The sequence below is a fragment of the Mycobacterium sp. E3298 genome (assembly GCF_001666895.1).
GTDB lineage: Bacteria > Actinomycetota > Actinomycetes > Mycobacteriales > Mycobacteriaceae > Mycobacterium.
Genome location: NZ_LZJB01000564.1, coordinates 1 through 12,783, shown reverse-complemented (window position 1 = coordinate 12,783; position 12,783 = coordinate 1). Strand labels below are relative to the sequence as shown.

General features: G+C 70.0%; 11 protein-coding genes. 6 read left to right on the top strand and 5 right to left on the bottom strand.

Going from position 1 to position 12,783, the window contains the following annotated elements:
* Together A9X05_RS25630 and A9X05_RS25625 are read right to left on the bottom strand one after the other, a co-directional pair.
* On the bottom strand, positions 1–444 hold a 444-nt coding region (locus A9X05_RS25630; protein ID WP_156736995.1), incomplete at its 3' end, for an FAD-dependent monooxygenase.
* Entirely contained in the window at positions 441–1,268 is an 828-nt protein-coding gene (locus A9X05_RS25625) for a uracil-DNA glycosylase (RefSeq protein WP_067750002.1), read from the bottom strand. The genes A9X05_RS25625 and A9X05_RS25630, both read right to left, overlap by 4 nt.
* 83 nt (positions 1,269–1,351) lie before the next feature.
* On the opposite strand from A9X05_RS25625, the gene A9X05_RS25620 reads away from it, so the two are divergent.
* Entirely contained in the window at positions 1,352–2,605 is a 1,254-nt protein-coding gene (locus tag A9X05_RS25620) for an MFS transporter (protein ID WP_067784946.1), read from the top strand.
* Position 2,606: 1 nt separating this feature from the next.
* On the opposite strand, the gene A9X05_RS31825 is transcribed toward A9X05_RS25620, so the two are convergent.
* Positions 2,607–3,206, bottom strand: a complete 600-nt coding sequence (locus A9X05_RS31825) for an SHOCT domain-containing protein (RefSeq protein WP_067784943.1) — start codon at positions 3,204–3,206, stop codon at positions 2,607–2,609.
* A gap of 65 nt (positions 3,207–3,271) precedes the next feature.
* On the opposite strand from A9X05_RS31825, the gene A9X05_RS25610 reads away from it, so the two are divergent.
* From A9X05_RS25610 to A9X05_RS25600, 3 genes are all read left to right on the top strand, one after another.
* On the top strand, positions 3,272–4,639 hold the full coding sequence (locus A9X05_RS25610; protein ID WP_067784940.1) for an FAD-binding oxidoreductase: 1,368 nt from the start codon (positions 3,272–3,274) through the stop codon (positions 4,637–4,639).
* 99 nt (positions 4,640–4,738) lie between these two features.
* Positions 4,739–5,980, top strand: coding sequence for a cytochrome P450 (locus A9X05_RS25605; RefSeq protein WP_197499198.1), 1,242 nt, complete (start codon positions 4,739–4,741; stop codon positions 5,978–5,980).
* Positions 5,980–6,558 (top strand): TetR/AcrR family transcriptional regulator, encoded by a 579-nt coding sequence (locus A9X05_RS25600; protein ID WP_067784935.1) that lies wholly within the window; start codon positions 5,980–5,982, stop codon positions 6,556–6,558. The genes A9X05_RS25605 and A9X05_RS25600 overlap by 1 nt, the downstream gene beginning before the upstream one ends.
* Before the next feature lie 104 nt (positions 6,559–6,662).
* On the opposite strand, the gene A9X05_RS25595 is transcribed toward A9X05_RS25600, so the two are convergent.
* Positions 6,663–7,802, bottom strand: a complete 1,140-nt coding sequence (locus tag A9X05_RS25595; RefSeq protein ID WP_067749992.1) for an acyltransferase — start codon at positions 7,800–7,802, stop codon at positions 6,663–6,665.
* Positions 7,799–9,499 carry a DEAD/DEAH box helicase gene (locus tag A9X05_RS25590; protein ID WP_067749990.1) on the bottom strand — a complete coding sequence of 567 codons (1,701 nt, stop codon included), beginning with the start codon at positions 9,497–9,499 and terminating at the stop codon, positions 7,799–7,801. Before A9X05_RS25590 ends, A9X05_RS25595 begins: the two co-directional genes overlap by 4 nt.
* A 124-nt stretch (positions 9,500–9,623) precedes the next feature.
* On the opposite strand from A9X05_RS25590, the gene A9X05_RS25585 reads away from it, so the two are divergent.
* Together A9X05_RS25585 and A9X05_RS25580 are read left to right on the top strand one after the other, a co-directional pair.
* Positions 9,624–10,223, top strand: a complete 600-nt coding sequence (locus A9X05_RS25585; RefSeq protein ID WP_067749988.1) for an LppP/LprE family lipoprotein — start codon at positions 9,624–9,626, stop codon at positions 10,221–10,223.
* Positions 10,224–10,267: 44 nt separating this feature from the next.
* Positions 10,268–12,783, top strand: a 2,516-nt coding sequence (locus A9X05_RS25580; protein WP_067784932.1) for a TM0106 family RecB-like putative nuclease, incomplete at its 3' end; no start/stop codon positions are given.

Below are 12,783 nucleotides of genomic sequence, written 5' to 3'. Positions count from 1 at the left end.
GCTGCGCGCGGGGGCACGTTCGAAGGTCACGTTGACGGCCGCGCCGTCGTCGTCCAAGCCGGTGATGGTGTCGTCGAAAATGTACTCGGACGTCCATTGGCTTGCGCCGTAAAGCAATTCGACCAGGTCGTCGCGCAGCAGCTCGATGTCGGGGCTGTCGATGGGGCCGCCGGTGGGTGTCGCCTCGGTGTCGCGCGACAGCTCGTTGCCGTCGCTGTCGACGACGGAAGCGCCGCGAATTTGCGTCCTCCGCTTCTGAGCGGCGGCCAGCAGCCCCATGCGTTCCAGCACTCCCAGCGCCGGCCCGCGCACGTCGATCGCCTGGCCGCCCGGTCGCGGGCCGGGGTGGCGCTCCACCACGGTGACCGAATAGCCGTGCCGTCCAAGCCAATAAGCCGCCGTCGCACCGGCCACGCTGGCGCCGGAAATCAGAACGTCAGTCACTTAATCCCTGCCAGCCTTTTCGCATCCCGGAAAACGTCGTCGAGCATCGCTGGTGTCAACCTACCGGTAAACATGTTTTGCTGGCTCGGGTGGTAACAGCCGAGTAACCGCACACCGGGCGCGAATTGCGCCACGACCCCGTGGCCGAACCGCGGCTTGCGCATCGCGGACGCGCCCGGCAACCGCAGCGCGATTTGCCACGCGAACCCGCCCAGAGCCACGATCACGCGCACGTGCTCGGACACCAGCCGCCATTCGGCTTCCAGCCAGGGCCAGCAGGTGTCCCGTTCCGCGGGCGTCGGGGCGTTGGCCGGCGGAGCGCACCGCACCGGCGCAGCGATCCGAACCCCGTTGGCCCGCAACCCATCCGCGGCATCCACGCTGGTCGGCTGGTTCACCAGCCCGGCCCGGTGTAGCGCCGCGTACAGCTGATCGCCGGACCGGTCGCCGGTGAACATGCGCCCGGTCCGGTTGGCGCCGTGCGCCGCGGGCGCCAACCCGACGATCAGCAGCCGGGGCCGTTCCGAGCCCCAGCCCGGCACGGGCCGGCCCCAATACGGCTGGTCGGCGAAGGCGCGGCGCTTCAGGGCGGCGACGTCCTCGCGCCAGTCGACCAGCCGGGGGCACGCGCGGCAGACGCTGATCAAGGCGTCGAGTTCGGGGATCGACGGGGCCCGGGGAGCCAGCGCGGCGACCTGCGTGGGGTCGGCGGCCACCGGGGTCTGCGGGGTCGCCGGGTCCCCCGGCCAACCGGTGCCGGGAACCACTGGAGAATCGAACGCCTGGCCGGTACGTGGGTGGACGAGCACATCAACATCCTGCAGTCAGCCGGTGCGCGACCGCCGAACCCCCCGGATATTCGGTGGTCGGGCCGCGGATCAGCGGCTACATTCTCCCCGGGATACCCATGAGCCACACGAGCCGCGGCCCGGCACTTCTGATCATGTCCGCCACGCTGCTGGCGACGACGGGCACCGGCATCTCGATCATCGCGTTCCCCTGGCTGGCGTTGCAGCACCACGACCGCGCCAGGGACGCGTCCGTCGTGGCCGCCGCGATGACCCTGCCGCTGGTGCTTTCCACGCTGGTCGCCGGCACCGCCGTCGACCTGGTGGGCCGCCGCCGCGTGTCGCTGGTCTCCGACTCGCTGTCCTGCGCGGCGGTGGCCGCCGTTCCGCTGACCGCCTTGCTGCTGGGGGCCGACGCGATCAACGTCGCGGAGCTGGCGGTGCTGGGGTTCTGCGCGGCGGCCTTCGACCCGGCCGGGACGACGGCACGCCAGTCGATGCTGCCGGAGGCGGCCGCCCGGGCGGGCTGGTCGTTGGACCGCACCAACAGCATCTACGAGGCCGTGCTCAATCTCGGGTTCATGGTGGGGCCGGGGATCGGCGGCCTGATGATCGCGACGGTTGGCGGCGTCAACACCATGTGGTTCACGGCGGGGTGTTTCGGGTTGTCGCTCTTGGCGATTGGCGCGCTGCGGCTCGAGGGCGCCGGAAAGCCGCACCACGCGACCCGCCCGGACGGCCTGGTGTCCGGGATCGCTGAGGGTCTGCGGTTCGTGTGGAGGCTGCGGGTGCTGCGGACGCTCGGTCTGATCGACCTGGCCGTGACCGCGCTCTACCTGCCGATGGAAAGCGTGCTGTTCCCAAAGTATTTCGCCGACCGGCACCAGCCCGCGCAGCTGGGTTGGGCGTTGATGGCGCTCGCGATCGGCGGCGTGGCGGGCGCGCTCGGCTACGCGGCGCTGTCGAGATACACCCGCCGGCGTACGGCGGTGCTGACGGCGACCCTCACCTTCGGCGCCGCGACGGTCGGCATCGCCTTCCTGCCGCCGCTGCCGGTGATCCTGGTGCTCTGCGGGGTGACCGGCCTGGTGTACGGGCCGATCCAGCCCATCTACAACTACGTCATGCAGACCCGGGCACCGCATCACCTGCGCGGCCGCGTGGTCGGGGTGATGGCGGGGCTGACCTACGCGGCCGGGCCGTTGGGCCTGCTGGTGGCCGGCCCGCTCACCGACGCCGCCGGGCTGCAGGTCACGTTCCTGGCGCTGGCGGTACCGATCCTGGCGATCGGGCTGGTGGCCTCGAGGCTGCCGTCGCTGCGGGACCTGGACCGCGCGCCGGAGTTGGAGGCGAGTCCGCCGTCGCCGCCGTGATTCACTCGCCGAGGATCTTGCGCTTCTGCTGCTCGAATTCCTCGTCGGTGAGCAGGCCGCGCTCCTTCAGCGCGGCCAGCCGCTCGAGCCGCTCGATCGGGTCTTGCCGGGCTTGCGCCGCGGGCGCCGGCATCGCCGCGCCGAACGCCTGCTGCTGCATCTCGGCTCCGCGGCGCATCATCTCCTCCCGGAAGGCGGTCGGATCCGAGATGGCGCGCCGGATGACATCGGTCATCGGCATTCCCATCACCTGGGCGCCCGCCAGGTCGGGGCGGGCGGCGGTCACGGCGTCGATGGCCGCGTCGGCGGTGGCGGCCGGCCGGTGGTCGAGCTGCACGCGGCTGTGGTCCTTCGGGTCATAGAGCACCGCCAGCCTCAGGCCCGGCCGCGGCGGGCTCAGCTGGGGTAGCAGTGCGGTGACGCTGGCGTCGAACGGCGCTTCGCCCTCGGGCGTGACCCGCAGCAGCAGCTTCCAGCGAACCTCGGTGTTGTTGACCAGGTTCGGGTTGCCGACCGTGACCGAGATCGCCGACTGCTCGGCGGCCAGGACGTCCGCGAACGCGCGGGTGCCGACTTTGCTGAGATCTCTGCGTCCGAACACTTGGACCCGACCTTTCACAAGAATCGCTCCACTGTACAGCGCGGATGGGACCGTAGGATCGGGTCGTGAGTGCTGACCTCCTGGCCGAGCTGATCGCCGGCCTGCCCGACGGCATGGTCGTCACCGACCCGACCGTCACCGAGGGCTACCGGCAGGACCGCGCGTTCGACCCGTCGGCCGGCAAACCGTTGGCCGTGGTTCGCCCACGCCGCACCGAGGACGTGCAGACCGTGTTGCGCTGGGCGTGCGGGCACGGGATCCCGGTGGTGACCCGCGGGGCCGGCAGCGGCCTGTCCGGCGGGGCGACGGCGCTGGACAACGGCATCGTGCTGTCGACGGAGAAGATGCGCGACATCACCGTCGACCCGGTGACCCGCACCGCGGTATGTCAGCCCGGCCTGTTCAACGCCGAGGTCAAGAAGGCCGCCGCCGAGCACGGCCTGTGGTACCCGCCCGATCCGTCGTCGTTCGAGATCTGCAGCATCGGCGGCAACATCGCCACCAACGCCGGTGGGCTGTGTTGCGTCAAGTACGGCGTCACCACCGACTATGTGCTGGGCATGCAGGTGGTGCTGGCCGACGGCACGGCGGTGCGGCTCGGTGGCCCGCGACTCAAGGACGTCGCGGGGCTCTCGCTGACGAAACTCTTCGTCGGCAGCGAGGGCACCCTGGGCGTCGTCACCGAGGTCACGCTGCGGTTGGTGCCCAAGCAGAACGCGTCCAGCATCGTGGTGGCCTCTTTCGCGACGGTCGAGGCGGCCGTCGAGGCGGTTCTGGGCGTCACCGCGCGGCTGCGCCCCTCGATGCTGGAGTTCATGGATTCGGTGGCGATCAACGCCGTCGAGGACACCCTGCGCATGGACCTGGATCGCGGCGCGGCCGCCATGCTGGTGGCCGGCTCCGACGAGCGGGGGCGCGCGGGCAGCGAGGACGCCTCGGTGATGGCCGCGGTGTTCGCGGAATGCGGTGCGGCGGAGGTGTTTTCGACCGACGATCCCGACGAGGGCGAGGCGTTCGTCGCCGCCCGCCGGTTCTGCATTCCCGCGGTGGAAGCGAAGGGATCGCTACTGCTCGAGGATGTCGGGGTGCCCCTGCCGGCGTTGGGCCGGTTGGTCACCGGCATCGCGGACATCGCGGCCGAGCGCGACCTGACGATCTCGGTCATCGCCCACGCCGGCGACGGCAACACCCACCCGCTGATCGTGTACGACCCCGCGGATGCCGCGATGACTGAGCGCGCCAATCTCGCGTTCGGCGAGATCATGGACCTCGCCGTCGGGCTCGGCGGCACGATCACCGGCGAGCACGGCGTCGGCCGGTTGAAGCGGCCGTGGCTGGCCGGCTACCTCGGGCCCGAGGTGATGGACCTCAACCGGCGCATCAAGCAGGCCCTGGACCCCCAGGGCATCCTCAACCCCGGCGCGGGCATCTAGTTTCTCCGCTCATCGCCCGGCGCGCGGGGCGCTCGGCGTCCACCGCCCCGCTGGCCGGGGGTGGTTGACATCGCCGTGCAATTGTCGTACGAATGAGACATGGCTGCGGTTATGTCTCACCACGCGCCGGTCACGTTCGAGCTGGCCACCGCGGACACCTGGCCGGAGCCCTGGCCGATGTACCGGGCGCTGCGCGACCACGATCCGGTGCACCATGTCGCCCCGGCCAAACGGCCCGAGCACGACTATTACGTGCTGTCCCGGCACGCGGATGTGTGGGCCGCCGCGCGTGATCACGAGACCTTCTCCTCCGCGCAAGGGTTGACGGTCAACTACGGCGATCTGGAAATGATCGGGCTGCAGGACAATCCACCGTTCGTGATGCAGGATCCGCCGGTGCACACGGAGTTTCGCAAGCTGGTGTCGCGTGGGTTTACGCCGCGACAGGTCGAGGCCGTTGAACCGAAGGTCCGCGAGTTCGTGGTGGAGCGCATCGAGGGGTTGCGCGCCGCCGGGGGTGGCGACATCGTCACCGAGCTGTTCAAGCCGCTGCCCTCGATGGTGGTCGCCCACTACCTCGGTGTGCCCGAAGCGGATCGGGCGCAATTCGACTGGTGGACGGACGTGATCGTCGCGGCCAACACCGCCGAAGGCGGCGTGGCAGGGGCGCTGGATACGGTCGGCGATGCGGTCGGGTCGATGATGGCCTACTTCACTCACCTGATCGAGCGCCGTCGCGGCGAGCCCGGGGACGACACCATCTCGCACCTGGTGGCGGCCGGGGTGGGCGCCGACGGCGACATCGCCGGCACGCTGTCGGTGCTGGCGTTCACGTTCACCATGGTGACCGGGGGCAACGACACCACCACCGGAATGCTGGGCGGCTCAATGCCTTTGCTGCATCAGCGGCCCGACCAGCGACGGCTTCTCGTCGAGGATCTGGGCCTGATCCCCGACGCGGTGGAAGAACTGCTGCGGCTGACCTCGCCGGTGCAGGGGCTGGCCCGCACCACCACCCACGACGTGACGATCGGCGACACCACCATCCCCGCAGGCCGCAAGGTGTTGCTGTTGTATGGGTCGGCCAACCGGGACGAGCGTCAATACGGTCCGGACGCGGGCGAGCTCGACGTGACCCGCCGCCCGCGCAACATCCTGACCTTCAGCCACGGCGCGCACCACTGCCTGGGCGCGGCGGCGGCCCGGATGCAATCGCGGGTGGCCCTGACCGAATTGCTCACCCGCTGCCCGGATTTCGAGGTGGACGAGTCCGCGATCGTCTGGTCGGGCGGCAGTTACGTGCGGCGTCCGCTGTCCGTGCCGATTCGGGTGAAGTCCTGATGCCGAACGACTGGCTCGGCGCGCATCGCAGCGAGGCCGCCGCGGACCGGATCCTCGACGCGGCGGAGCGGCTCTACACCGAACGCGACCAGGCTTCGATCGGCATGAACGAGATCGCCAGGGCCGCGGGGTGTTCCCGTGCCACGCTGTACCGGTACTTCGAGAACCGGGAGGCGCTGCGCACCGCATACGTGCACCGCGAGACACGCCGGCTGAGCCGCGAGATCAAGGAGCAGATCGGCGGCATCGAGGACCCCCGGGAGCGGCTGGTCGCGAGCATCACCGCCACGCTGCGGATGGTTCGCGGCAGCCGCGCGCTGGCGTCGTGGTTCGCCGTCAGCCGGCCACCGATCGGCGCCGAGGTCGCCGCGCAGTCCGAGGTGATCACCGCGCTGGCCGCCGCGTTCGTCGGCTCGCTCGGCCCCGAGGACCCCGCCATCGTGGAGCGCCGGGCGCGCTGGGTGGTGCGGGTGATCGCGTCGCTGCTGCAGTTCCCGGGTCGAGACGACGCCGACGAGAAGGCGATGATCGAGGAGTTCCTCGTCCCGATCGTCACGCCGGTCTCCGCCCGGGGATAGGCGCACCCCAAAGTCGTCACGCCCGCCGCTCCGGTCCCCGGCCGGAAGGAATGCCCGACTGCCCGCCTCATAGCGACAAGCCGGCATAGCCGCGCCGCGTCAGCTCAGGTCCGCACGCGGGTGAACCGATGCAACAGCCAGGCCAACGGAATCGTCACCACCATCGTCGCGAGGAACAGGTTCAGCATCGAGCCGGTGTAGACGTGGGCGCGAACGATGTAGACCATCGCGAATTCCATGGTGATCAGGTGGATCAGGAAGATCTCGTAGGAGATCTCCCCCAGCCACACCATCGGCCGCGTCGCCAGCAGGCGCCAGTACCAACCCCGATCCCCCAGGGCCAGCGGCGCCACCGCGAGGGCGGCGATCACGGCGTAGAAACAGGTCTTGAACAGGGCCTCGCTCAGGGTGGCCGGCGACGTGGTGGGCGCGCCGGCGATGGGAGTGGAGACGATGAAATAGCAGACGACGGCCAGCGGGATGGCCACAAACGCGTACCCCCGCACCCCCATCGCCTGCAGGACGGCCAACAGCATTCCGGCGAGAAACCAGGCCAGATAGGTCGGCAGCCAGAGCCGCGCGCCGTCGGGAAACCAGTGATCGGTGTGCACGAGCACGAGCCAGGCGGGGCTGATCAACGTCAGCCCGATCAGCGCCGCCAGCAGCAGTCTCGGCTGCCAGCGCCGGCGGCAGACGAGCACCAACAGCACGTAGGCCAGCAGCGGGAGCAGCACATAGAAGGACGCTTCCACCGCGAGGCTCCACATCTGGGTCAGCCCCTGGTGCAGGTACTTGCCCAGGTAGCCGTTGCAGTAGATCTGCGTCAGCGTCAGGTTGCGCGCCAGCCCGAGCCACGTGTGCCCGGGGTTGGGTCCCGCCTCGCGGAAGTGATACAGCACGTAGGCGAACAGCACGGTGACGACGTAGGCGGGCATGATGCGCCGGACCCGGTGCCACGCATAGCGACTCAGCGACGGGGGCGGCCCGCCGGTGGCGGCGGATTTCAACCACGGGCGGAACAGCAGAAACCCGGACAGCACGAAGAAGATCGGCACGCCGATCTCCAGCCGGGAGCCGACCAGGCCCCAATAACCGTGGGTGTACTTGCCGGTGGTGTAGGCCGCGTGGGTGCCGACGACGAGCAGGGCCGCCACGGCCCGGATTCCGGTCAGCGACGCCACCCGGTCGACGTGGGCGGTCTGTTCGAGTCCGCCCTGGGCGTCCTGTTCTTCCGACAGGGTCATCCCGGGTATTTCCTGCGGGGCTTCTGTCCGTCACGGCCGCGGGGCTTGGTCGCCGACCGGTCCGGTTGAAGGTTGATCAGCACCCCCGAAATGCGCGTGTGCTCAAGTTTTTTCAGCGTCGACTTGGGCAGCTTGGCCGGCAGCTCCACCAAGGAGAAGTCCGGGCCGATGGCGATGTGGCCGAAATCGCTGCGATGCAGGCCGCCTTCGTTGGCGATGGCGCCGACGATCGCGCCAGGGCCGATCTTGTGCCGCTTGCCCACCGCGATCCGATAGGTGGCGAACGACCGGTCCTGCCTGGGCCTTTCGGGACGCTCGCGGCGTTCGGTGTGCCGCTCGCGCCGCTCGCGTGGCGGCTCGGGCGCCATCAGGAACTCCTCGCCGTCGCGGGCCTGCAGCGCCAGCGCCGCCGCTATGTCGGCCAGCGGGACGTCGTGCTCGCGTTCGTAGTCCTCGACCAGCTTGCGGAAGAGGTCGATGCCAGGACGGCCCAGCGCGTCGGTGATGGAGTCGGCGAACTTCGCCACCCGCTGGGCGTTGACGTCCTCGACGGTGGGCAGCTCCGACTCGGTAAGCGTTTGCCGCGTTGCCTTTTCGATTGCCTTGAGCAGGTGGCGCTCCCGCGGCGATACGAAGAGCAGTGCGGTTCCCGACCGCCCGGCCCGGCCGGTGCGGCCGATGCGATGCACGTAGGACTCGGTGTCGTGCGGGATGTCGTAGTTGAGCACGTGCGAGATGCGCTCCACGTCGAGCCCGCGGGCGGCCACGTCGGTGGCGACCAGGATGTCGATGCCGCCGTCCTTCAGCGCGGCGACAGTCCGCTCCCGCTGGCCCTGTGGGATGTCGCCGTTGATGGCGGCCGCGGAAAACCCTCGGGCCCTAAGCTTTTCCGCGACTTCCTCGGTGGCCTGCTTGGTGCGAACGAAGACGATCATCGCCTCGAACGGCTCTACTTCCAGCACCCGGGTCAGCGCGTCCATCTTGCGCGGACCCGCGACCTGGATGTAGCGCTGCGAAATGTTCTCCGCGGTAGCGGTTTTGGCCTTGGTGGTGACCTCGAGCGGATCGTGCAGGTACTTGGTGGTGAGCTTGCGGATCGCCGGTGGCATGGTCGCGGAGAACAGGGCGACCTGTTTGTACTCCGGGGTTTCGGAGAGGATCCGTTCGACGTCTTCGGCGAAGCCCATGGTGAGCATCTCGTCGGCCTCGTCGAGCACCAGGTAGTCGACCCGCGACAGGTCCAGTGTCCCCCGCTCGAGGTGGTCGATGACCCGGCCGGGGGTGCCGACGACCACCTGGGCGCCGCGCCGCAGCCCGGCGAGCTGCACGGTGTAGGAGGAGCCGCCGTAGATCGGCAGCACGTTGATCTTCGGCAGATGGGCCCCGTAGCGGCTGAACGCCTCGGCCACCTGCAGCGCCAGCTCCCGCGTCGGCGCCAGCACCAGTGCCTGCGTCGCGGTGCTGGTGACGTCGATCCTGGACAGGATCGGGATGGCGAACGCCGCCGTCTTGCCGGTGCCGGTCTGCGCCAGCCCGACGACGTCCGAGCCCGCCATCAGCGCCGGGATCGTCGCGGCCTGAATGCCGGTGGGTGACTCGTAGCCGACGTCGGCGATCGCCCGCAAGACGGAGGGATGGATCTGCAGGTCGGCAAACGTAGTCGAGGCAGCCTCAGGCGAGCCGTCCGGGTGGGTCATCGTCCATGGAGTCTAGTGGCCGTGGCCAGATCGTCAGACTTCAGCGCTGCGGTCCCGTGATCATGAGCACAGCCGCGCTGGGCCCGGCCACGCCTGTCACACCCGAACGCGCGATGACGGTACGGTGCCCGATGTGTGGTCGCTACCCCGCCGTACCGAGCCACTGACCGGCTCGGCCGCTGTCGCGTTGATCGCCATCACCTTGACCGGCTGTGGTTCGGGAGACTCCACGGTCGCCAAGACGCCGCAGGCCGCGACGACGACCGAGACCCCGTCCATCACGGCCCCGGCCCAGCCGTCCGGCGCCGCCGCGCCGCCCGGCGGCAGCGCCCCGCCCGCCGACCCGTGCGCGGTCAACCTCGCCTCACCCACCATCGCCAAGGTGGTCTCCGAGCTGCCGCGCGACCCGCGCAGCCAGCAACCCTGGAACCCGGAGCCACTGGCCGGCAACTACAACCAGTGCGCCCAGCTGTCGGCGGTGATCATCAAGGCCAACACCAACGCCGTCAATCCCACCACCCGGGCGGTCCTGTTCCATCTCGGGCAATTCATCCCGCAAGGGGTGCCCGACACCTACGGGTTCAACGGCGTCGACCCGGCGCAGACCACCGGCGACACGGTCGCGCTGACCTACCCCAGCGGCATCAACGGCTTGAACACCGATGTGCGGTTCCACTGGAACGGCAACGGAGTGGAGCTGATCGGCAACGCCCCGGGGCACTAGGCGGAGCCGCCTTTTAGTCGGTCCCCTCACCTACAGTTGCTGCTGTGTTCGTCACCGGCGACACCATCGTCTACAGCGCCTCGGACCTCGCGGCCGCCGCCCGCTGCGAGTACGCGTTGTTGCGGGATTTCGACGCGCGGCTCGGCTGGGCGCCGGCCGCCACCGTCGAGGACGACCTCCTCGCCCGGACCGCCACCCTCGGGACGGAACACGAGCGGCGCGAACTGGACCGGCTGCGCGACGAGTTCGGCGATGGCGTCGCGGTCATCGGCCGCCCGGCCTACACGCCCGCGGGCCTCGCGGCGGCGGCCGAGGCGACGCGACGCGCAGTCGCCGGCGGCGCGCCCGCGGTCTATCAGGCCGCCATGTTCGACGGCCGCTTCGTCGGATTCGCCGACTTTCTGGTGCGAGAAGGGGAGCAGTACCGGGTCATCGACACCAAGCTGGCCCGCTCGGCGAAGGTCACCGCGCTGTTGCAACTCGCCGCCTACGCCGACGCGCTGGCCGCCTCGGGCGTCGCGGTGGCGCCCGAGGCGGAACTGCACCTGGGCGACGGGACGGTGGCGCGCTACCGGGTCCATGACTTGATGCCCGTTTACCGTTCGCAGCGCGCACGATTGCAGCTGGTCCTCGACGAGCACCACGCGGGTGGAGCCGCGGTCCGGTGGGACGACGAGGGCGTGGGCGCGTGTTTGCGTTGCCCGTTGTGCACGGAGCAGTTGCGTGCCACCGACGACCTGCTGCTGGTCGCCGGCATGCGAGTGACCCAGCGGGACAAGCTGATCGACGCCGGCGTCACCACGGTGTCCGAGCTGGCCCAGCACTTTGGTCCCGTGCCGGAGCTGGCGCCGGGCGCGGTCGGCAAGCTGACCGCCCAGGCGAGACTCCAAGTCCGCCAACGCGAGACCGGCACGCCGCAGTTCGAGATCGTCGACCCCCAGCCGCTGACGCTGCTGCCCGAACCGGATCCGGGCGACCTGTTCTTCGACTTCGAGGGCGACCCGCTGTGGACCGTCGACGGCAAGGAGTGGGGCCTGGAATACCTGTTCGGCGTCCTGGAGGCCGGGCCCGCCGGCGCGTTTCGGCCGTTGTGGGCGCACAACCGGGCGGAGGAACGCAAGGCCCTGACCGACTTCCTGGCGATGGTGGCCAAACGCCGCAAACGCAGGCCCAACATGCACATCTACCACTACGCCCCGTATGAGAAGACCGCGTTGCTGCGGCTCGCCGGCCGCTACGGCGTCGGCGAGGACCAAGTTGACGAGCTACTGCGCAGCGGAACGCTGGTCGACCTCTACCCCCTGGTGCGCAAGAGCATTCGAGTGGGCGCGGAGTCATTCAGCCTCAAGGCGCTGGAGCCGCTCTACATGGGGGCGCAGCTGCGCGCCGGTGACGTCACCACGGCCGCAGGCTCGATCACCTCCTACGCCCGGTACTGCGAACTGCGGGCCGACGGACGCGGCGACGACGCCGCCTCGGTGCTCAAGGAGATCGAGGACTACAACCTCTACGACTGCCGCTCCACCCAGGAACTGCGCAACTGGTTGATGCTGCGCGCCTACGAATCCGGCGTCGTGCCGATCGGCGCCCAGCCCGTCCGTGGCGGCAACACCGTCGAGGACCGCGACGCGCTGGCGGTGACGCTCGCGACATTCACCGGCGACGCCACAGCGGGTGAGCGCACCCCCGAGCAGACCGCGGTGGCGCTGCTGGCCGCGGCGCGCGGCTACCACCGGCGCGAGGACAAGCCGTTCTGGTGGGCCCACTTCGACCGATTGAACTTCCCCGTGGAGGAATGGGCGGATAACACCGACGTCTTCGTCGCGGAACACGCGTCGGTGAACGTGGACTGGAACACGCCACCCCGCGCGCGCAAGCCGCAGCGGCGGGTGCGACTGCGCGGCGAGTTGGCCCGCGGCGAGCTGCCGACCGACGTCTTTGCCCTCTACGACCCGCCGGCTCCATCGGGGATGTCCGACGATCCCGACCGGCGGGCGGCCGGGCGCGCCACGGTGATAGCCGCCGACGATCCGGCGCTGCCCACCGAAGTCACCATCGTCGAACGAGTGGGCAACGACGGCAAGCCCTTTCATCAACTCCCGTTCGCGTTGACCCCCGGCCCTCCGATTCCGACGACCGCGCTTCGGGAGTCCATCGAGTCCACGGCCGCCGCGGTGGCGGCCGGCCTGCCAGGGCTACCCCGCAGCGCGGTCGTCGACATCCTGCTGCGCCGCGCGCCCCGCACGCGTAGCGGCTCCGCGCTGCCCCGCGGCGCCGACATCCCGGACATCGCAGCCGACATCACCGCCGCGCTGATGGACCTGGATTCGTCGTACCTGGCGGTGCACGGGCCGCCCGGCACCGGCAAGACGCACACCGCCGCGCGCGTGATCCAGCGCCTGGCCACCGACCATGGCTGGCGGATCGGCGTCGTCGCGCAATCGCATGCCACGGTGGAGAACGTGCTGGACTGTGTCATCGACGCCGGGCTGGACGCGCAGCGGGTCGCCAAGAAGCGCAACGACCACGGCGCCCCGCGCTGGCAGGAGATCGACAGCAG